Here is a 21,956-nt window from a genome sequence, read left to right on the forward strand (position 1 = left end):
CCATATTCTATAAGTTCTTCTGAGTATTTTCTTTCTTCCTTCAACGAAGCCGTCTTTCCTCATTCCAATTAAAAACTTGGTTTAATTATTGCTATCTTCCAATCATTAATAGTTCTGCAGAAAACTTAGAAAAATTTGAAATTCTACACACAATCTTTACGCAACCGTATTTTTATTTCAATGTTAGTGCTAGTTGTGCTGGCGTCTATATTGATGGCTGCTGTAACGGTGTATCAATATCGCGAAGAAGCTGAAGATTACCACCACGATAGACTGGAGCGCAAGCAAGAAAACGTCATGAAGCATATTTCAGATGTTTTAGACGAAACTACATTTCCAGTTGAAACGGTATACCTCCCACTTATTTTTAAGAAAGAGATTTATAAAATAAAACGGATTCATAGCTTGGAAATTTACTTATATGATTTGGAGGGTTCGTTGCTCACAAAGTCGAGAGCTTCTTTTATAAAAGACACTACAAAAACCTGTTTATCTGCGCTGGTTTTAAATGAACTTAACACTTCGGCAGACAAATCTTTTGTTCAGGAATTTGAGGAGAATGGTGAAAATTATCAGTCTTCCTATACCTATGTAACCGATAAGTATTTTAAACCATTGGCTATTTTAAACCTTCCTTATATCGAGGACGACGGATTTATTAAAAAGGAATTGCGAGAAAACTTGACGAGACTTGCGTTTACTTATTTGTTTATGCTTTTGTTAGCCATTACCTTGGCCTATTTTCTTTCAAAGTATATAACGAAATCTCTTAATTCGATAAGTCAAAAAATTATAGAAACAAGATTTGATAAGCGAAATAAACGAATTGAGGTTGAAAACACAACAGAGGAAATTACCAATCTGGTAAAAGCATACAATGGGATGATTGATGAGCTTGAAGTAAGTGCGGCAAAACTTGCTACTAATGAACGGGAAGCTGCTTGGCGCGAAATGGCAAAACAAGTAGCACATGAGATTAAAAACCCTTTGACCCCGATGCGTTTGACGGTGCAAAGTTTTCAACGAAAGTTTGATCCAGAAGATCCAGAAATTAATGATAAAGTTAATGAATACAGTAATATTTTAATCCAGCAAATAGACACGATGAGCTCTATAGCATCTGCATTTTCCAATTATGCACAAATGCCAGCTCAAAAAGAAGAAACGCTCAATGTTGTTAAGATTACAAAACTAGCCCTAGATATATTTAACGAAGATTATATTTATTTTGAAAGTAAAGAAGAGGAAATCATAGCGCGTTTTGATAGAACGCAGCTTATTAGAGTAGTTACAAACCTTGTTAAAAATAGTACGCAGGCTATTCAGCAAAAGAATCCTGAAAACCCTAAAATTGAGGTGCGCGTTTTTTTACAAGAAAATGATGTTGTTATCGAAGTAAAAGATAACGGGGTTGGAATTTCTCAAGAGTACAAGGAAAAAGTTTTTGAGCCTAAATTTACTACTAAAAATAGTGGAATGGGGCTAGGCTTAGCGATGGTGAAGAATATTGTTGAAACCTTTGGAGGTGTTATTTCTCTTAGTTCTCAACAGGGAGAAGAAACCATTTTTACTGTTAAATTCCCAAAGCAATCTTAACTAAAAACAGTAGCTTTGTGGTTTAAAAATAGAGATCATGAGCTACAATAATATCCTTTCAACAACTCAAGATGGTATTACAACCATCACCATTAATAGACCTTCAAAACTAAATGCGCTTAATTCTGAAACCATTCAAGAATTACACGAAGCTTTTAATGCTGCTAACGAAGATTATGATACCAAAGTAATCATCATTATTGGAAGTGGAGAAAAAGCGTTTGTTGCAGGTGCAGATATTAGCGAATTTGCAGATTTTGATGTTGCGGAAGGTGGAAGATTAGCTGCGGAAGGTCAAGCCAAGTTGTTTGATTTTGTTGCGAATTTAAGAACACCCGTAATAGCTGCAGTAAATGGTTTTGCCTTAGGAGGCGGATTAGAATTGGCTATGGCAGCGCATTTTAGGGTGGCTAGTGACAATGCAAAAATGGGTTTGCCTGAAGTTTCTTTAGGAGTAATTCCTGGCTATGGCGGCACTCAGCGTTTACCACAATTAGTAGGCAAAGGCCGTGCGATGGAACTAATTATGACTGCAGGAATGATTGATGCGAATCAAGCCTTACAATATGGGCTTGTTAATCATGTAACTTCATTAGAAGAACTTGTTCCATTGGTCGAAAAAATTGCAGGAAAGATAAAGCGTAATTCTCCAGTGGCAATCGGCGCTGCTATTGCAGCAATAAATGCCGGTTTTGAGGATGGAGTAAATGGTTTTGAAACTGAAATTTCAGAATTTGGAAATTGTTTTGGAACAGAAGATTTTGTTGAAGGTACGCAGGCATTTTTGAATAAGAGAAAACCAGTTTTTGAAGGAAAATAACTAGCTTTGAGCATGCTAAAAAACACATCTTTCCAAAAGGGTGTGTTTTTATTTTTAATGATGCCGTCTGTTCTATTGCCATTACTTTATTAGTTCTAGATATTGAGTTACCATTGTATCAGGTATATCAAGAAAGATGTTTTGGACCTACCTTGCGGTATCTTGTTCCTGACTTTATAAGTTTTTTTTGTTAGTTTTATGGTGACAGTAATTTAGTGGAAGTTTTATTTATTGATTTCTAGGGACATCACTCTATTTGAGAATAAGCTTTTTGGTTTGAATATCTTTGACTTGCTTTTCGCAGTGCTATTGCCTTTTTTACATGCCTTTTTGCAGCTTATTACGAGGTTGCTGGACCCTTTACTTTTTATTGCGGTAATTCAGTTTTTAGCTAAAAAATACTACAGTAGGAAGTTTATGAAATCTTCAAAACAATAACATTGGCAAATCAGAAGTTTTGAAAACCCTCATATTCTAGTCAGTACTTTCAGTTGAAGAATCCGCAAACGCGTCTGTTTTAATCGGTATCTTTGGTTCTTGATTGCTCCTAAATTCATGAAAAATATTTTACTTTTTCTTTTCAGCTTTGCCTTAATTCCCGCTGGATTCTCTCAAACAACGGAAGGTCTTTCAAAGTATTCTTTTGATACTATTAGAGACTCTATTAATAAATATATGTTTAGTGATTTGCAAAAGTCTATTGGCGCTGCAGAGGCTTATATTTTGAAAGGAAAAAGGGAATATAACAAAGAAGAGGAATATATGGGTATGGAAGCTATTATTTGGATTCACTATAGCCATAGAAATCTTGAAGAAGCAAATGAACAATTTGAAAAACTACTCTTCTTTGCCAAGGAGTATAAAGCGCTTAAATTTGAAGCGCGTGCACATATTGTGGCGGGTACGATACAAATGAGTATCCCCGACCTAAAAGAAGCGATACGGTACTTTAATTTAGCTTTACAAATTTCCGAAAATGAAGGTGACGATATTAGTGCTCAAATGGCGTTGAGTAATTTATCTTATGTGCATAAAATTAATGGGGATTACAGAAAGTCTTTAGAAATTGAAAAGAACATACTTAAAATTATAGCCAACCACCCTATTGATTCTAATTATACAAGCTCTTTTAAGTCACGACTCTTAAGTGATATTCATTATAATATTTCAAAGAGCTACTTGGAATTAAACAAAATAGATTCTGCTAAACATTACTCAGCCTTAATTAAAAGTTTTAGCAAGGATTTTGATAGTTGCTATCTGCGTAAATATTATTACAGTAAGTATTATATTTCATTAGAAGAGAAAAAATATAAGAAGGCAAGAAAGTACTTGATAAATAGCGAAAAATATTGTCCAATGATCGAGGGGACTTTAACTTCCCTGAGAATGGCACTTCGTTATGGAAATTTAGCTTCAAAAGAAGGTGATTTTGAACAGGCTAGTAGAACGTTAATGCAAGGTTTGAGAGATTATGAAGTGTCACCCGAGGAAGAAGGGTATATGTCAAATTATTATAAGGTTCTAGCGGAAGCCTTTAAAGAGACTGGTGATTTTGAAAAAGCAAGCTATTATTTTGAAAAATACCTTAACACAGAAAAAGAGCACTCAAAGATGTCTGCAGATGTGTCAAGTTCTCTTTTGGAAAAGGAGCGAAAAAAATTTAAAGATGACATAGAACATATAAAGGCTGAAAAAGAAAAGAGCCAATCTCACCTTAATTATTTATTGTTAGGAGGAGCTGTCGTTATATTAACCCTACTGTTTTTACTGCTGAAATTTTACAAAAATAAAAAGACAGATGAAGCAAAATTTGAAGCACTCCTTTCAAAGATAAAAGCGGCAAATACGCCTTCTGAAATTATTGACACCAAGGATGAATTGCTAGAAGAAAAAGCAAGCAATGACGTGTCAGAAGAGGTTACCAAACAAATCCTTGAGGGGCTTAAAACGTTAGAAGAGAAAGAATATTTCTTAAAACAAGAATGTAACTCTTATAATGTAGCGAAGAAAATTAACACAAACACGTCTTACCTTTCAAAGGTTATTAACTCGCATTACGGTAAAAATTTTAGCACCTACATTAATGACTTGCGAATTAACTATGCCATTATACGTCTAAAAAATGATGTCTTTTTTAGATGCTATTCTATTCAAGCAATCGCAGAAGAAGTAGGTTATAAAAGTGCTGATAGTTTTACCAAATACTTCAAAAAAGATACTGGACTAAATCCTTCATTTTACATTAAAAACATCAAGAATATTACTTAAGAAATTTTAGATACTTCCACTACGCTCGGCACAAGTGTGTGATTTTCGATTTCGGTGCGATCTATTAATGGGTGCGATTTTTCTAGGGGAGTCTCTTTACAACGTCGAGTATCTTTGTGAAAAACCCACAAAAGAGAGAGAGAGAGAGAGAGAGAGAGAGAGAGAGAGAGAGAGAGACTATTCTAGTATTTTTCACTTCTCAAACACTTCTTTTAAATAAGAAAATATCTTTTCAAACCCAAATTTATAAATTTAGGGAAGGTGGTTTTTTTGTTTTTGAAATTTCTGAAGAAAATCCTTTGGCCCAATAAAATAAAGATGCGACAAGTTTTGAGGTCTGCCCTATTTTTCTAAAAATGGGAAGGCTTCTTTTTTTTAAAGGTTTTTTATGCCAGATGTTTGCAGCATCAAAACAAATCAATTGTTCCACACCAAAATAAATAGAAAACTATAATAATTCTTCTTATGAAAACAATGGATACTAAAAAGAAAATTCAAGCAGTAAAATTTGGGGTAGGAGTCATTACGGGTGTGATTATTTACCTACTTATCAAACTAACCTTCTAAAACAAACAAATCATGGTAACATTCGTAACAACTATTATTGGAATTTCACTAAGTATTTTTAATTCACTTTAAAAGCTAAACAGATGAAATGCCTCTCAACAAATCAAAATCAAATGAGGATAAATAATCTGGGCATTCCATCCTCCGCGCAATCAAATAATTTATGAAGATGGAAGATTTAAGAATCACAACCGCAGCTTTTGCATCGCTCTTTTGCTATAATTTATTAAAAGGTTAATACTTGTAGTACAGGTCTGTTTTCATAAAACACGACCATGTTTTGTAGGTATGAAGAAACTATTTTTGTATTTTAAGGTACATTTTAGATGCTACGTTTAACTATATTTCAATGCTATGAAAAAAAGGTATCTCCTTCTTTTGTTTCTTACAAGTACAAGTTTTTTAGCTGCACAAGAATACAATACTCTTGCTGCAAAAATTATTGATGCTAAAACAAATCTGCCAGTAGAGTTTGTGAATGTTGGTTTTTTGGATAGGGGTATTGGAACTGTGAGTGATTCCTTCGGCAACTTTAAATTAAATTATAAAACTAATAGAATAACAGGTGATGATATTCTTCAAATCTCCTCAATTGGATACGAGACTAAGATTATTTATTTCTATGAGCTCAAGGAGTTAAACTCGTATGAGTTTGCCATTTCTTTAGTGCCAAAAGAATATGGTCTAGCGGAAGTATTGCTGACTTCTGAAAAGCGAGAATTTGAAAGATTAGGAAAGACTGCCTACGCAAAATCTAGGGGAGGTTATTGGAGAGATATTGAAGGCTTGGGGGGAGAAATTGCGACTAAAGTAAACATCAATCATCGCAATACCTTATTGCACGATCTTAGTTTTAATATTCAAGAAAACCTTTCAGACAGTTTATTGGTTAGAGTTAAAATCTATGATTATCATAGAGGTTTTCCGGGAAAAGAACTGTTGTATCAAAATATCTTTCACGTGATATCTAAAAAGAAGGGTGTTGAAACAATCCCTTTAAAAGACTATAATATTGTGGTCGATAAAAACATTGTTGTGAGTTTAGAACTGGTTGAGATTTATGGGGATATCATCTACTTTTCGGTTTCGGCAAGTCCTTATGGAGGGCTTTCTTTCACAAAAAAACTAAGTCAGGATACTTGGCGAGCCTACGAAGATATTGGGATAAGCTATAATCTTATTAGCTCTTATTCAAAACAGTTTAATATTACTACCGTAGCTCGAAAAAAGCCAGAAAAGATACAAGTGTTTTGGGATACTTCTATGGCATTACAAGAAAGGAATACCAAAGATGAACTCAAGTTACTTTCTAAATATTTAAAAAAACTTGTTAATGTAAATGTTGAGGTAATTAAATTTAACAATGGAGAACATATTTTGAAAACTTTTGAATGTGTAGATGGAGACTCTGAAGCAATTGTTTCCTATTTAGAAGACAGTTATTATTTGGGTGCGACAGACTATTCACAAATAGTACGAGAAAAGAATAAAGAAGTGGAGGCAGTATTACTTTTTACAAATGGGAAGAGTGTTTTAAGTTCCTTAGAACCAGAAATTAGTGCTCCAATATTTACGGTCAATAGCTTAACGAATGCCAACCACCAATCTTTACAAAATGCCGCCATTTATAGCGGTGGACATTATATAAATTTGGACAAATCAAGTATTAAAGCAGGGTTGGACTTTCTTTTAAATGATATCGAGGATAAGAATAGTTATAATCCACTAGATACCAAGGATAAGCGTGGATTTGTTTATGGCGTTATCTATGACGAAAACGGTCCGGTTCAGGACGCAACAGTAGAAATAAAAGACACTTTCGTTCAGGCCACGACAGGTCCAAATGGCAGGTACGTTATAGATGCTCAAAAAGATGATATTTTATCGGTTAAAGCGTTTGGGAGATATAGAAAGGACACTATTGTTTCGCGCATAAAAAAATTGCACATTCCTTTAGAAGATAACGTTGTGGTATTAAATGAGGTGAAACTAAAAGGGAAAATAGATGTCGGAGCTGAAATTGTTGATACGCCTTTTGGAAAAAAGAAAAGAGGGAGTGTAGGCTTTTCAACAATTAGAAGATTTACAGAAAAAGATATACTCCCCATACATTTATATTGGTCTGACGTATTGATTCGACTTCCAGGGGTTATCCTTGTTGGTACAGGATATGCGATCAGAAAAACAATGAGAGATTCATTTTTAAATGAAGGCATAAGCTATCCTGCAATTGTTGTGGATGATATGATTTTTGATCAAAATAGAGGGCAGTTTCCACCGCCAATGGATATGCAAACAATTAAAAGTATTGTTGTGTTAAGCACTGCCGGTTCTACAGTGAGATATGGGCAATCAGCGGCTTATGGAGCCATTGTAGTTGAACTAAAGAAACCAGAGGATTATGATCGCAATCTTACTCAAGCAAAGCCTAAAAAAGAACTTACAAAAAGGCCTAAGTATAATGAAAAGACGACCACTATTGAAATTGCTCAGGCAACAAACCCAAAGTCTGACTTGCTCCTAGCATTAGAAAATACCGCCGATGTAAACGCTGCAAAAAAAAGGTATGCAAATCAATTACAAACCATAGGCACTCCAAGTATAAGCTACTTGATAGAAGCTTCATCATATTTCCAGTCCAAAGACCTTGATTTTGCAAAAGGAGTAGTTTCTACTATTGCTCATTTAGCTCCTGATAACTCTAAAGCACTAAAAACGTTAGCGTACCAATATGAAAAATTAGGCAACTATAAGGATGCCCATAAAATATATAATCGGCTATTAAGTGTAAATAATCGTGACGTACAATCATACCTTGATTATGCTAGAAGTTTAAAACAAATAAAGGAATACAAGGAAGCGGGAGATCTATACGCAAAAATGATGTACAACCAGATTCCTGAAATAGACTTTACCGCTGTAGCCGAAATAATCAACAGTGAGACAAGACAACTAGTGTCTCTCCACAAATCTAAAATCAACTTCCAAGAGCTGCCCAATGAGGTGTTAACGAATTATTTGAGCCAAGATATTAGAATGGTTTTTGACTGGAATGATGCTGCGACAGATTTTGAACTTCAGTTTGTAGATCCAGATAATAATTATTTCATGTATTCGCATACAGTGTTTGAAAATGGAGAAGAGGTGGCTGCAGAAATAAAAGATGGCATTGCATCAAAAGAGTTTGTTTTGAACAACCCAACACCAGGAAAATGGCTCATAAATGTTAACCCCCTAGGTGGAAAAGAAACTAAAAATGCCACTTTTATAAAGTATACTTTATATAGAAACTATGGCAAGCCTGATGAAACTAAAACGATCAAGCTTATAGATTTAAGCAAGTATGAAAAGAAGATAACGGTAGATTCGTTTGTGTATTAATTATAAATAAAGAGGAATGAAACAATTTACTCGATCGATTGTGTGCCTTGCCCTATTTTTTATAGGTCAAACCGCCATAAGCCAAACCGTTTTTAGAGGTGTAGTTTTAGATAGCGCTAACAATGTACCGGTACCAAATGCTAAGGTAGGTATTACTGGACAGGGTGTGGGAGAAACTACAAACGACCAAGGGAATTTTACCTACCGTAAATATCATAAAGTTCTGGATAACAATAGTACTTTGATAGTTTCAGCACAGGGGTATACAACCCTTACAAACGATGCTCAAGACATTAGGGCTCTAATGAACAATCGGGGTGTTATTTATATTGAAAAGTCAGAAATTTTGGCAAACGACTTTGAAGAATCAATCAATAGTGTACAGGTTTTTTGGGACGCTTCAAAAGCAAACGGTTACAGAGACGTTACTAAAGAGCTTAATTTCTTAGTCGATTATATTTTAGATAATGAGATTCAGGATGTGTCATTTATTGTATTCAATAACAAAATAAGAATTTCAGAGGAACTAAAAGTAACAACAGCTATAGGGAAAGATTTAAGGGCTTTACTAACTACGATTTCTTATAAAGGTGTTTCAGATTACGATCTTATTTCAGTAAAGGACGTCCATGCGTTTTTTTAATTGCAGCTAACAAACCAGCATTTGGAACTTTTGATCTTAACCAAAACAAACCCGTTCACGTTATAAGAACAAATCAAAACCCGGAGGATTTAGAATACTTCAAAAAACTTTGTGGGTATACTTCTGGCAATTATTATGCACCACAAAATAACAGGTTTGAAGAAGATATATTAATTAATGAAACTGCTATATCTGGAATAATTTTTGCAAGTGGCTCTCCAATCGAAAATGCAAGTTTGATGAAGCTCGGAAGCTTGAAAGAATATATAACCGATACTGAAGGGGCATTTTTAATACCAGCAAAATCTGGAGACGTAATTACTATAAAATATTTAGGAATGTACGCTAAAACACTCGTCATTACTAATGAGAAGCATTATGAGATAGAACTTCAAAATAAAACCGAAATATTGGATGAGGTTTTACTAAAAGAGGAGATTAGAAAACCAGTAACCTATGATTATTTTGATCCAATTAAAAGTGTAGAATATATTAATGGTAAAAAATATCCTGTCTCATTCGTTAATAAAAAAGATGATTTTTATAAAGGAGCACGGAACGTTTTTCAGCTAATAGGGGGGCGTATTGGCCCTATACGAATAGGAGTACAGTATGGACGCTTAAAGTTTATGCACCTTAAACAGCCTTTAAGATGCTTTGTTGACGGCGTAGAACGAGATGTAGATAATTTAGATCCGGCAACGATAATACGCTCAAGTGTATATTTAAGTCCAGACCACAGTAGATCACAAATTATTTTCACTACCAGAAATAATCCAGACATTCAAAAACAAATGTTAGCGCTAAATGGTATTAGCGCCAAAAATAACAGTTATAATGAGGTGCTACAAACACTTACCTTTGATAAAATAGAGGCTGATTACTTAAGCGAAATTAGTGTAGCGAAAAGCACAAAAATCAAACTAGAAAATTACAGAAAGCTAAAAAATAGCTATCTAAATAAAGTAGAATTTTACGTAGATATGGCGCTATACTTTCAAAGGATAGATGTTAGTGCGGCTACTGAAGTACGTAACGATTTTGCGCTTTTAGCGAAGAATAATGTTAAAGCCTTGAGGGTATTGGCTTATTTATACGAGAGTGCAAATGCAAATGTGCAAGCACAAAAAATCTATGAACGTATTGTCGCGATGGATCCGGGTAATCCGCAGTCGTATCGAGATCTCGCCTTGGTTTTTCAGGAAAATGGGGAGTATAATAAAGCCTTGGAGCTTTATATAAATATGTTAGGTGATAAAATTTTAGGCGTGGACTTCTCTCAGTTATATCCCGCCATTAGTAACGAGTTACAGCGACTAGTAGGGCTTCATAAGAACAAGATAGACTATCAAAGATTACCTAATGATTGGTTGGCGGTAGGTTTTAATGTTGATGTACGGATGACCCTTGCTTGGAGCGATGCAAATGCGCTGTTTGAGTTTCAGTTTGTTAATCCTGAAAATAAATTTTATAATTGGAATTCAAAAGGAGCTGAAGGTGATTATAAAATTCCAGTGGAGGAGTTTATTGTCGATGATGCTCCGTCTGGCAAATGGTTAGTCAATATTAGGCATACTGGTTTTGAAGATGAAATTAGTATTCCACCCTATCTAAAGTATACACTTTATAAAGATTTTGGAACTACTAAAGAGTCTAAAACAGTCAAACTAGTGCGATTGGATAAACAGCTAGATAAAGTGACCTTGGATTCGTTTGTGTATTAAATTTTAAATAAAAAACCATGAAAAAATTAACAGGAATAATCACATTGCTTGCCCTATTTTTTATAAGTCAAGGCGCTATAAGCCAAACTGTTTTTAGAGGTGCGGTTTTAGATAAAGCTACGAATACTCCAATACCTAATGCTAAAGTAGGGGTCACAGGTCAGGGTGTGGGAGAAATCACCAATGAACTGGGAAAATTTGTATATCGTAAATATCATAAAATACTGAGTGAGCAAAGCACATTAAAAGTTTCGGCTAGAGGCTATAAAACGCTCTCAAATAATGCAGATGACATTAGAACCTTGATGAATAATCGTGGGGTTGTTTATTTAGAAAAATCGAATAATTTGCCAAGTGTTGCTTCGAAAAAAGCTCATAAAATCCAAGTTTTCTGGGATGCCTCAAAAGCAAATGGGCACCGCAATATTAAAAAGGAATCTAACTTTTTAATCAACTATATTCGTGAAAATGCGATTGCTCAAGTTTCATTTATTGCTTTTAATTCTAAAATTATAGCTTCAGAAACACTTACCGTTTCGGCTAGCTTTGAATTAGATTTATATGGCTTGCTTAATGCTATTTCTTATGAAGGAGTCTCAGACTATGATTTAGTATCATTTGCAGATGCTGACGAGGTAGTAATCGTTGCTGCAAACAAACCGTCATTTGGAACTTTTAACGTGAATCAAAAAACACCTGTTCACGTGATACGGACAAATCAAAATAAAGATGATGCAGCCTATTTTGAAAAACTTTGTGCCTATACTTCTGGAAATTATTTTTCGCCGCAAAAACAACAGGCGCAAGAAGACTCGATACCTAAAGAAACATTTATTACGGGAATAGTAGAAGCAAACGGAATGGCCATTCAAAATGCAACCTTAATGAGGTTAGGAAGCCTTAAAGAGTATGTGACAAATGCTAAAGGAGAATTTACATTACCAGCAATATCTGGTGACGTCATAATAATAAGACATTTAGGGATGTTTCCAATGGATTTAGAGGCCACTAAGGAAAAAGAATACAGGATAACACTCCTGCCTAAAACCGAAGTTTTAGAAGAAGTCCAACTTTCAAAAAAAGTAGATAAGCCGGCTTATAACTTCAATGAAAAGAAACAGTTAGATGTGGTTGAAGGAAGAACAGTACCCATTCGTTCTATTTACAAAGAAGACTTTAAGTCCAACGCGGTCAATATTTCAGATCTAATAAATGGAAGATTTGGAATTGTTTCAAATAATGATAGCGGCAGAATTATGACAGCCGTAAAGGGAAGGTGTACTAAGTTTTATGTAGATGGAGTTGAAACAACACCAGAGTTAATCTTGATTTCTCAAATTGAGCATATCTCTGTATACCACGCTTATGGAAGTGTCTTAGCCTGTGCCGCAAGAATAGTTGTTACGACAAGATTACATCCAGATAGTATTGATAAAAAATTTAATAGTTTAGGGATTACGAGAAGAACCAATAATATTTATGCTGAAAACGTACCTGTTTTAAACACAAACCCACTAAATGACAACTACTTTCAAAAGAATAAAGTGTCAGGGACCGTAAGGGTAAATGGTTCCATATTAAAAGGCGCGAGCGTATTGCTCTTAGGCAGTTTAAAAGAAGTAGAAACCAATGGAGAGGGACAATTTTCAATAAATGCATCACAAGGCGATATATTAGAGATAAAACATCTGGGTATGTACCCTAAAACAGTTGTTATTGAAGACGCAAGTGAGTTAACAATCAATCTGGTGCCTAAAAACGAAATTTTAGAAGAGGTAATACTCACGGAAAAAGCGGAAAAACCCCTACCCCCTTACGATCATTTTATACCAGAAACAAGAATGGAAGTCATAAATGGTATAAAACACGACATCAAATTTGTGTTTTATAAAAAAGATTTAAATAGGGCTGGAATGGATATTTATGAAATGTTACGATCAACCCATCCAAGAATAGGTTTTGATGAAGATTCTAGTGGCATGAGAACGTTATATTTAAAAAAAGGAGGAGGCAAGTCTTATATGACGGTTATTGTAGATGGTTTTTATGTTAGTGTCGCAACGGTGAGTCCTTTAGTAGTAGAGCGTGTGAGTATTAGTGCTGGCGGTGCAGTTATTATAACCACAAGAAACAACCCGAATATCCGCAAGCAATTTTTAGACGAAAATGGAATTAAAGCGTCAACGAAGGTATATGAAGAAGAAGTTATAGCGCTACAACAAGACAATACGCAATATTTTGCAGAGAGAGAAATACGGGGTTTAATTTCAGTCAATAACATTCCATTACAAGGTGTAAGTATTATCAAGCAGGGCGATTTAAATGAAGTTCTTACAACTATAGATGGAACGTTTAAAGTGAATGTTGCTGATGGTGATGTCCTCGAAATTAAACACCTAGGGATGCGCCCAAAAATTGTTTTAATAACAGAAGAAGATTTCTATAAAATAGAACTTATCGCAAAGTTTGTGATTTTAAATGAGGTCGTCTTGGCTGAAGAAAAAGAGAAAAAGAGATTAGTGACAAAAGCTTATGGTGACAAGGACAGAAAATCTGTAGGCTATGCTGTGGAGGATCAACTTTCAAAATTTGTTTCACCAGCAGATTTAAGTTTTAATCAAGTTGCTCTAAAAATACCGGGTGTACTTTTAGATCCTAGGACTAATAAACTATTCTTTCAAAGGAGTTTAGGGGCCATTGTTAAGTCTGAAATTATGATTGTTCTTGATGGAGGCATCGTTTCACAAAGCACCTTAAATAATATAGACCCACAAACCATTACAAATATTACCGCTCTTAAAGGGGCTGCTTCCACAATTAGATATGGGAGTCAGGCATTTGGTGGTGCGCTTTTAATTACAACTAAAGCAAATACAGGATATGCAACGACAGCGCATAGGCCAGACCTTAGAATAAAAAACAATATTTATGATGAACAATTGCCAGAGCTAAGCTTTGACGCTATTAATACAGATTATATTGATGATGTTACTAAAGAGCGTAGCATCAATATCAAACTAGAAAATTACAGAAAGCTAAAAAGCAGCTATCGAAATAAAGTAGATTTTTACGTAGATATGGCGCTATACTTTCAAAGGATAGATGTTAGTGCGGCTGCTGAAGTACATAATGATTTTGCGCTTTTAGCGAAGAATAATGTTAAAGCCTTGAGGGTATTGGCTTATTTATACGAGAGTGCAAATGCAAATGTGCAAGCACAAAAAATCTATGAACGTATTGTCGCGATGGATCCGGGTAATCCGCAGTCGTATCGAGATCTCGCCTTGGTTTTTCAGGAAAATGGGGAGTATAATAAAGCCCTAGAGCTTTATATAAATATGTTAGGTGATAAAATTTTAGGCGTGGACTTCTCTCAGTTATATCCCGCCATTAGTAACGAGTTACAGCGACTAGTAGGGCTTCATAAGAACAAGATAGACTATCAAAGATTACCTAATGATTGGTTGGCGGTAGGTTTTAATGTTGATGTACGGATGACCCTTGCTTGGAGCGATGCAAATGCGCCGTTTGAGTTTCAGTTTGTTAATCCTGAAAATAAATTTTATAATTGGAATTCAAAAGGAGCTGAAGGTGATTATAAAATTCCAGTGGAGGAGTTTATTGTCGATGATGCTCCGTCTGGCAAATGGTTAGTCAATATTAGGTATACTGGTTTTGAAGATGAAATTAGTATTCCGCCTTATTTAAAATACACCGTTTATAAAAACTACGGTACAGTAAAAGAAAAAAAACAAATTAAATTAGTACGCTTAGACAAGCAAATAGATAAGGTTACTTTAGACTCGTTTGTGTATTAACTATTGATTGTTATTTCTTAGTATCCAAATAAATAAAACTTTTACCGTGAAAAATAATTTGATAAACTGCATTCTTTTTTTGTGTTGTGCCGCTTGTCTTCAAGCTCAAGAAAGACAACAATTTGTATCTGGTACGATCACATCATTGCCAGATAATGAGCCAGTTGCCAATGCAATAGTAACCATAAAAGGAACATTTAATGAAACGGAAACCATAAGCAATGGTACGTTTAGGATTGCGGCAATCCCAGGTGATGAACTGGTAATAAATGCATTATTCAAGCATCCAATGGTAGTGCCTGTAAACAATGTACAACAAGACCTTAGAATACAATTGGAAACCAACACTCAATTACTCGAGACCATTACTTTGAGTGAAAAAAAAGAGACGGAAGTATATATTAAAGAAGGTTTTGTAAAAAAAAGAAAAGATGTCCTTGGTCATTCTTATGAAAACCATGGAGATAGTTTTATAAGCGGCATTGATATGGACATGTACACCGTGGCAAGAAAAATTCCGTTTGTAGAGGTAGTTGGTGATCCCGCTCAAGGGCAAGTCGTGTACAATACGCGAATGCGAGGGGCATTAGGGGGTAGCAAAGTGCCTATGCAAGTGATCGTAGATGGAATACTTGTAGATCAAAATGTATTGGCAACAATAAATCCTATGTTTGTTACAAATGTAGCGATACAAAGGAGTTTGGCTGGCACTATTACTTATGGCGCTCAGGGTGCTGGCGGCATCATGTATATTACTACAAAAAATTCTCCAAGCACGAATTCCAAGAGCACAAATTTCGCTTCCTTCTTGGCAAAAGGTAATGACTATAACGAGAGGGTGTTACCAATTTCAGAAAATAATGCATCCGCTACAAAACCCTATGTAAATGAGATAGAAAAATACACAAATGTTGACGATGCACTCAGGTATTATGAAGAAAAACGTAAAGAACCCAACTCTTCTACGCTAACGTATTATCTTGATATGTCAGATTATTTTGGAAGATGGGGGCATTCCTATAGCTATAAAATTTTATCAGACTTATATAAGCAGAACCTTGAAAACCCAAGAGTTTTAATGGCCATCGCATTTAAGCTTGAAGAAGACGAACTTCTACTTCAAGCCTCTTATGTACTGGAAGAGCTGCTGGAACTTCGCCCAACAAGTATCCAAGCGTATCGTGATGTTGCAAGATTATATGCGAGTACGGGACGTTACAATGTAGCTGCAACACTGTATAAACAAATGATGAACAATACCATACCCAATGTAAAATTCAACTCTATACGTCCAATCATCTTTAACGAGTATAGACATCTTATTACAAACTACAAAAGGTATATAAATTACAATACTATTCCCAATGAGCTATTGGCATTAGATTTTAAGAAGGATGTTCGTATAGTCTTAGAATATACGAGTCCTTTAGCCGAGTTTGAAGTACAATTTGTAAGCCCTAGCAAAAAATACTACACTTGGAAGCATACTCACTTTAAAAGTAAGAATGTCATAGAAAATGAAATAGAAAATGGTTTTGCCTTAAAAGAATTTATAATTGAAGACTTGGACAAAGGCAAATGGCTTATAAATGTAAAGCCAATAGGGAAAAGTACAGGAATGACAGCTACTTTGATAAAATATACGCTATATCAAAATTATGGCTTGAAGAATGAGCAAAAAACAATCAAAGTAATTAATTTAGAAAATCAAAAGGAGAAAGTTACATTAGATTCATTCATCTATTAAACCCTGTTATAGTTTACCTTCCCATTCCCCATAAAATTGCTCAAGAAACTGCTCCATAAAATGGTGTCGTTCTTGGGCAATTTTTTTGCCGCTTTCAGTATTCATTTTATCTTTGAGGAGCAGGAGCTTTTCGTAAAAATGATTAATTGTAGGTGCTGTTGATGCTTGGTATTCTTGAGGTGTCATATCTAGTTGAGGTCGTATTTCAGGATCGTAAATTTTACGGTTTTTAAAGCCACCGTAGTTAAAGGTTCTTGAAATCCCTATCGCTCCCAAAGCGTCTAGACGATCTGCATCTTGTACCACTTCTAATTCTTTTGAATGAAAGGTTTTAATCGCATTTCCTCCTTTAAAAGAAATATTAGCCACAATAAGGATAACGTGGTCTATTATAACCGGATCTACACGCAGTTCCATTAAGATTTCTTTCGCTCGGCGTGGGCCTGCGTTATCATCCCCTCCGTGAAATTTGGAGTCCGCGATATCGTGTAATAGCGCCGCGAGACTAACAATAAACACATCGACGTTTTCTTCTTTCGAAATCAAGAGCGCATTTTTATATACGCGTTCGATATGAAACCAATCGTGTCCACCTTCGGCATTGGAGAGCTCTAAGGTAACGATAGTGACGGTCTCCTGTATTATTTTTTCTTGAATACGAGTAGTCTTCATTATTAAAAATTAATATTCCGTGTAATAATCTCTTCAATTTTAGAAATTAATTCGTTTGGTTCGTATTCTGAAATTTTAATAGCAGGATGCACATGATGTTTTAAATGAACTCCAATAGGCATAGGGAAAAAACCATAGCGTTGTAATTTCCAAGAATTATTTACCGTCACAGGCAGCACATACCCTTCTTGCACTTGCTCAAAAAGAGTTAAGAGTCCGCGGGTTTTAAAAGGTTTAGGCGCCCCCGTTCGGCTGCGAGTGCCTTCGGGAAAGATAATTACTCCGCGACGGTGTTTAGATATATATTTACTAATTTTTACAATTTGTTCGGTTGCTCGTTCTGGTTGTTTTCTGTCTATCAAAACAGATCCTCCGTGTCTTAAATTATAGGAGATAGAAGGAACACCGTGTCCTAATTCTTTTTTAGAAATAAACTTGAGATGTAATTTGCGGAGATACCATATCATAGGCGGAATATCCCACATACTTTGATGGTTTGAAACAAGAATTACAGGGGCCCGCTGCGGAAGTTTTCCTTCAATTTTAAAACTGAAACGCGTACCCAAAACATTCAAACAACGCAATAATAGCCAGTTCAAGATATCCACACTTTTTTTGTGTGCCTGGTATCCAAATACATTAAAGCAAACCCATTGGATGGCCTGAAATGCCGTAACCGAAATGCCAAAAAACACATAAAATAATACTGAAAAAGGGTAGCTAAGAATACGTGCTAGTTGTTTCATTTATAAGGTTGATTTTATTTCCGATAACAGTAAAAATAAAAATTCCATTTTAGTAAAGGATAAATCCAGCACTAAAATGGAAATTTTATTTTGTTTCCTTATAAAACAACAGCAAGATTGCTGAGGATATAACTGCCGTCTTAGCTTTTGCCTTTGTAGCTTTTAGCCACTATGGAAAAGATATTTAGCAGCCTGAGCGGAGCCGAAGTTTAGCAATACTCGTCAAACGCCGTTTTTAAATTGTCTGCAATCATATCTGCAGGACGACCTTCAATATGGTGACGTTCTAGCATATGTACTAACGCACCGTTTTTAAACAATGCCATACAAGGTGAAGATGGAGGAAAAGGCACCATCTCTGCACGAGCGGCATCTACTGCTTCACGATCAACACCTGCAAAAACAGTCACTAAATTCGTGGGTGTTTTTGTGTTTTGCAAAGACATTTTTGCCCCTGGGCGTGCATTTGATGCAGCACATCCACAAACCGAATTTACCACTACTAAAGTAGTTCCTTCTTTTGCTAATGCATTTGTTACATCTTGTTCTGTATATAATTCTGCAAAGCCAATTTTTGTAAGGTCTTCGCGCATAGGTTTTACTAATTCTGCTGGATACATATTCTCTCTTATTTAGAGTTAAAATTATTTCACAAAGGTAGTCAATTTGAAAATCTAAAAAGTACAACTATTGCCTTAAGCCATATTCAATAAATATTGTACAATAAACGACATCTATAGTTTCATTTTCATATTTCAAGAAATTTTAACACTATTCTAAAGTAATTTTATCACCTTCTTATTCAGTTTAGATTTCACTAAAGAGGCTGAGTCAGGTTGTTTTTTTTTAAATTATATTTAAGCAGGATTTCGACTTCATAGTGTAACATTTACCCAAATTCCTTTACTTATCTTTGAAAATTATAATTTAAAAAGAACGAATATCTTATGTTCAGTATTTTAGGCGCCTTTATAGGCTATATGATTTATCGGTTTCCGGGTGCTATTGCCGGATTTTTCCTTGGTAGTTTTATAGACCGAATGGGAAGTAAAAGGCAAGGGGGTAAAAAGCGCACGTTTGGTGATATTTTTCAGCAACAGCCGCAGCGCAGCAGGGGTGACCAAGTTTCCCCAGCAGATTTTGAATTGAACTTGTTATCTCTTTCTTCTTTTGTTATAAAAGCAGATGGTCAAGTAAGCCAGAGCGAGTTAGACTATGTGCGTCAATATTTTGTGCAAGCTTATGGTAAAGAACGGGCCAACGCCACATTTAAAGTTTTTAATGATGTTATAAAGAAGAAAGATGTTTCTGCCCAGCGCATCGCGATGCATTTAAGAGCAAGAACACGGTATGAATCTAGACTTCAAATACTACATTTCTTGTTTAGTATTGCGAATGCAGATGGCACTGTTTCTACTTCAGAAGTGAATGTAATTCGAGAAATTTGTGGCTATCTAGCGATCCAAATGGCAGACTTTGAAAGCATTAAAGCAATGTTCTTTAAAAATCCAGACAGTGCTTACAAAATCTTAGAAATAGAAAGAACTGCTACGGAGGCTGAAATTAAAAAAGCCTACCGAACCATGGTTAAAAAGTACCACCCTGATAAGTTAGTACACATGGACGAAGCCTACCAGAAAGGTGCCGAAGAAAAATTTAGAAAAGTTCAAGAGGCCTACGAGCAATTGCAAAATGAGCGAGGGTTTTAAATGTAAATGCGACACCAATTTAGGGTGTTTTCATTTCAAAAACACCCTGTTTAATAGCCTTGGTTACTTTGCTTAGTTATTTAGTCACATTTAAAATAACTCAATCTTCTTCATTCCCAAAGGGCTTTATTATTAGGCCTATGCTAAAAATAAACCCATCTGTGGGTGCATAAATTTCAGGAAATATAGGGTCATCGTGTGGTGGCAAGACTAAAGGTGAAAATCTGTTTTGTCTTCGGTCAGTGAAATTTTCAAAATTAACGAACGTACTTCCCCACTTAAAGTTTCGCATAAGTAACAAGCCCATGGTAACAAAATCTGTTGTTTCAGTTCCGTTTGATAAAAACTGTTTTCCTGTGTAGAAGGTTTCATAGCCTATTCTCCATTTCTCAGATTCGTACATCAATACACTTCCGGCATTATGTCTTGCGGTAAGTGGTTTTTGAGGTTTTCCTTCTAGGTAGTTCAACCTCGTATCAATAAGCGCGTAATTTAAGAACCATCTAAAATTCTTATAAGAAAACTTGATATTGGTTTCTGCTCCTTTACTTACTATTTCATCTGGGGCATTTTCAAATTCAAAAAATGCATCTTCCGTTGTATTTAATAGCAAGCCATTTCTGATTGCAGTGACATAGAAGAGTTGGTTTATGGAGAATCCTATTTCATCAAATAACTGTGTTTTATAATTAAAATCGATGTTAAGGCCATAGGAGTGTTCTGCTTTTAATGCATCTTTATCTATGGCTAGGACATTTTCAAAGTTGATAAACTCCGCTTCTTCGGTAAATATATCGGGTATTTTATAGCCTAAACCACCACCAAATCTTGTAGAAAAATTGGCATCGTTTTTATATAATAATGAAATTCTTGGAAGCGGAAAGAAGCCCCAGTCATTTGCATAATCTGCTCTAAATCCAGTTTCCAAAATCCAATTTTCTGAAAAATCACAGATGTTTTTTCCAAATACACCAAAGGTAATTTCTTGCTGGTCCCGTTGTAATGGTGCACTGTCATTTTCGTCAAAATCTGTAGAGTACAGGTTGGCTCCAAAAATCCAATCTGCGTTTAATTGGTGTCTTTCAAAGGAAATTTCTGTGAACGTATTTATCTGGGAACCTTCAAAGCTAAAGTCTGGAATATTTAATGCTCGATCAAAAAATGAGACACTATTTTTGATGTTTAGCGAGCTTATTGAATCTATTTTTGTTGTGTATAGCGCCTGTGTGCTTATACGTTTAGAAATGTTCTCTTCCGTATATTGATGTATACCATTTACACCGTTCTCAATTTTATCAATATCGCCTCCTATTCTATCATCATACGTTCCATTAACACCTATCCATAAGGTGGTGTCTTCTGAAGGGTAATAGAAAAACTTTGGATTAAAAGAAATGGAAGTCGTCTCAGGTAAATTGCTAAAATCGTCTTCTTCTGGATCATAAGCCTTTTGATAATGACCAGAGCCGTAGAGTGTCACGCCAAATTTTTCATTTCGTTTACTGTAAAACACATTTGCGGTACTCCCTAATGCTTGCGTTTGAGTAAGCATAATATCCAGTGCTGGTTCTTTTTCTGGGGTTTTAGAGACCATATTCACTAATCCTGCAATAGCGCCACCACCATAAAGTGTAGCGGAACTTCCTTTAATAATTTCAAACTGTGCTAAATCTAAAGGAGGGATTTGCAGAATACTCAATCCACTAGAAAACCCACCATATAATGGAAAACCATCTCTCAATAATTGCGTATACCGTCCATCAAGCCCTTGAATCCTAATGTTGGTGTTTCCGCTGCTTAAAGATGTTTGTTGCATTTGGATTCCGGTACTTTCTCTAAGCACCATGGAGATATTAGTGGGGTTCATAATTGCTTTTTCTCCTAATTCTTCTGCGCCTATAAATTCTATTCTGGTAGGGATTTTCTTTATTGTTCTCGTAGTTCTGGAGGATTGTATTACAACGGTTTCTAATTCATTTCCACCTTCTTCTAAACGAAAGATAAAAGCCGAATTAGACGGTAGATTAATAGTTGTTTCAAGCCTTTTATACCCTAAAAACGAAATGGATATTAGGTGATTTCCATCTGGAATATCGGTGAATGTTGCCACTCCGTCCAAGTTAGTTATAGCGCCTTTGCCTAATTGTTCAAAATATACTGTAGCGCCTATAAGGGGTTCGTTTTCGGTTTCTGATAGTATTTTTATCGGTACTTCATTTGTTTGCGCTTTTGTTGAAAGGCACAAAATTACTGTGAGCATAA

At 35.3% G+C, this 21,956-nt stretch carries 15 protein-coding genes; 11 read left to right on the plus strand and 4 right to left on the minus strand.

The genetic code is table 11. From position 1 onward, the window contains the following. Positions 1–180: 180 nt before the first annotated feature. From ABXT67_RS05980 to ABXT67_RS06025, 10 genes are all read left to right on the plus strand, one after another. On the plus strand, positions 181–1,596 hold the full coding sequence (locus ABXT67_RS05980; protein ID WP_415376939.1) for a sensor histidine kinase: 1,416 nt from the start codon (positions 181–183) through the stop codon (positions 1,594–1,596). A gap of 37 nt (positions 1,597–1,633) precedes the next feature. Continuing rightward, positions 1,634–2,416 (plus strand): enoyl-CoA hydratase/isomerase family protein, encoded by a 783-nt coding sequence (locus tag ABXT67_RS05985; RefSeq protein WP_415376369.1) that lies wholly within the window; start codon positions 1,634–1,636, stop codon positions 2,414–2,416. 50 nt (positions 2,417–2,466) lie between these two features. Beyond that, entirely contained in the window at positions 2,467–2,610 is a 144-nt protein-coding gene (locus ABXT67_RS05990; protein WP_415376940.1) for a TMEM175 family protein, read from the plus strand. Between the two features lie 361 nt (positions 2,611–2,971). Further along, positions 2,972–4,687 (plus strand): helix-turn-helix domain-containing protein, encoded by a 1,716-nt coding sequence (locus ABXT67_RS05995; protein ID WP_415376370.1) that lies wholly within the window; start codon positions 2,972–2,974, stop codon positions 4,685–4,687. Positions 4,688–4,803: 116 nt separating this feature from the next. Then, positions 4,804–4,998 (plus strand): hypothetical protein, encoded by a 195-nt coding sequence (locus ABXT67_RS06000; RefSeq protein ID WP_415376371.1) that lies wholly within the window; start codon positions 4,804–4,806, stop codon positions 4,996–4,998. Positions 4,999–5,608: 610 nt separating this feature from the next. Further along, complete coding sequence (locus ABXT67_RS06005) at positions 5,609–8,635, plus strand: carboxypeptidase-like regulatory domain-containing protein (RefSeq protein ID WP_415376372.1); 3,027 nt, start codon at positions 5,609–5,611, stop codon at positions 8,633–8,635. 16 nt (positions 8,636–8,651) lie between these two features. Then, the gene (locus tag ABXT67_RS06010) at positions 8,652–9,278 is read left to right on the plus strand and encodes a carboxypeptidase-like regulatory domain-containing protein (RefSeq protein WP_415376373.1); all 627 of its coding nucleotides are present in this window, start codon (positions 8,652–8,654) and stop codon (positions 9,276–9,278) included. Positions 9,279–9,532: 254 nt separating this feature from the next. Continuing rightward, positions 9,533–11,002, plus strand: coding sequence for a tetratricopeptide repeat protein (locus ABXT67_RS06015; RefSeq protein WP_415376374.1), 1,470 nt, complete (start codon positions 9,533–9,535; stop codon positions 11,000–11,002). A 17-nt stretch (positions 11,003–11,019) separates the two neighbouring features. Next, on the plus strand, positions 11,020–14,820 hold the full coding sequence (locus ABXT67_RS06020; protein ID WP_415376375.1) for a carboxypeptidase-like regulatory domain-containing protein: 3,801 nt from the start codon (positions 11,020–11,022) through the stop codon (positions 14,818–14,820). 46 nt (positions 14,821–14,866) lie between these two features. Next, a complete protein-coding gene (locus tag ABXT67_RS06025; RefSeq protein WP_415376376.1) occupies positions 14,867–16,567 on the plus strand; it encodes a hypothetical protein in 1,701 nt (566 codons plus the stop codon). A gap of 6 nt (positions 16,568–16,573) precedes the next feature. On the opposite strand, the gene ABXT67_RS06030 is transcribed toward ABXT67_RS06025, so the two are convergent. The 3 genes from ABXT67_RS06030 to ABXT67_RS06040 all read right to left on the minus strand — a co-directional run bounded on the left by ABXT67_RS06030 (position 16,574) and on the right by ABXT67_RS06040 (position 18,605). Then, the gene (locus ABXT67_RS06030; protein WP_415376377.1) at positions 16,574–17,239 is read right to left on the minus strand and encodes an HD domain-containing protein; all 666 of its coding nucleotides are present in this window, start codon (positions 17,237–17,239) and stop codon (positions 16,574–16,576) included. Positions 17,240–17,241: 2 nt separating this feature from the next. Next, complete coding sequence (locus tag ABXT67_RS06035; RefSeq protein ID WP_415376378.1) at positions 17,242–17,985, minus strand: lysophospholipid acyltransferase family protein; 744 nt, start codon at positions 17,983–17,985, stop codon at positions 17,242–17,244. 209 nt (positions 17,986–18,194) lie between these two features. Then, positions 18,195–18,605, minus strand: a complete 411-nt coding sequence (locus ABXT67_RS06040; protein WP_415376379.1) for a BrxA/BrxB family bacilliredoxin — start codon at positions 18,603–18,605, stop codon at positions 18,195–18,197. A 327-nt stretch (positions 18,606–18,932) separates the two neighbouring features. Here ABXT67_RS06040 and ABXT67_RS06045 point away from each other — a divergent pair, with 327 nt between their 5' ends. Further along, positions 18,933–19,694 carry a TerB family tellurite resistance protein gene (locus ABXT67_RS06045; protein ID WP_415376380.1) on the plus strand — a complete coding sequence of 254 codons (762 nt, stop codon included), beginning with the start codon at positions 18,933–18,935 and terminating at the stop codon, positions 19,692–19,694. Positions 19,695–19,794: 100 nt separating this feature from the next. Here the strand turns inward: ABXT67_RS06045 and ABXT67_RS06050 are convergent, their stop codons facing one another. Further along, complete coding sequence (locus ABXT67_RS06050) at positions 19,795–21,954, minus strand: TonB-dependent receptor (protein ID WP_415376381.1); 2,160 nt, start codon at positions 21,952–21,954, stop codon at positions 19,795–19,797. Positions 21,955–21,956: the final 2 nt, after the last annotated feature.

Source organism: Patiriisocius sp. Uisw_017 (assembly GCF_047731265.1).
Lineage (GTDB): Bacteria > Bacteroidota > Bacteroidia > Flavobacteriales > Flavobacteriaceae > Patiriisocius.

Excerpts from the sequence above, each read along its gene's own strand:
- ABXT67_RS05980 (WP_415376939.1), top strand. The coding sequence starts at position 181 with ATGTTAGTGCTAGTTGTGCTGGCGTCTATATTGATGGCTGCTGTAACG.
- ABXT67_RS05985 (WP_415376369.1), top strand. The coding sequence starts at position 1,634 with ATGAGCTACAATAATATCCTTTCAACAACTCAAGATGGTATTACAACC.
- ABXT67_RS05995 (WP_415376370.1), top strand. The coding sequence starts at position 2,972 with ATGAAAAATATTTTACTTTTTCTTTTCAGCTTTGCCTTAATTCCCGCT.
- ABXT67_RS06005 (WP_415376372.1), top strand. The coding sequence starts at position 5,609 with ATGAAAAAAAGGTATCTCCTTCTTTTGTTTCTTACAAGTACAAGTTTT.
- ABXT67_RS06010 (WP_415376373.1), top strand. The coding sequence starts at position 8,652 with ATGAAACAATTTACTCGATCGATTGTGTGCCTTGCCCTATTTTTTATA.
- ABXT67_RS06020 (WP_415376375.1), top strand. The coding sequence starts at position 11,020 with ATGAAAAAATTAACAGGAATAATCACATTGCTTGCCCTATTTTTTATA.
- ABXT67_RS06030 (WP_415376377.1), bottom strand. The coding sequence starts at position 17,239 with ATGAAGACTACTCGTATTCAAGAAAAAATAATACAGGAGACCGTCACT.
- ABXT67_RS06035 (WP_415376378.1), bottom strand. The coding sequence starts at position 17,985 with ATGAAACAACTAGCACGTATTCTTAGCTACCCTTTTTCAGTATTATTT.
- ABXT67_RS06040 (WP_415376379.1), bottom strand. The coding sequence starts at position 18,605 with ATGTATCCAGCAGAATTAGTAAAACCTATGCGCGAAGACCTTACAAAA.
- ABXT67_RS06045 (WP_415376380.1), top strand. The coding sequence starts at position 18,933 with ATGTTCAGTATTTTAGGCGCCTTTATAGGCTATATGATTTATCGGTTT.
- ABXT67_RS06050 (WP_415376381.1), bottom strand. The coding sequence starts at position 21,954 with ATGCTCACAGTAATTTTGTGCCTTTCAACAAAAGCGCAAACAAATGAA.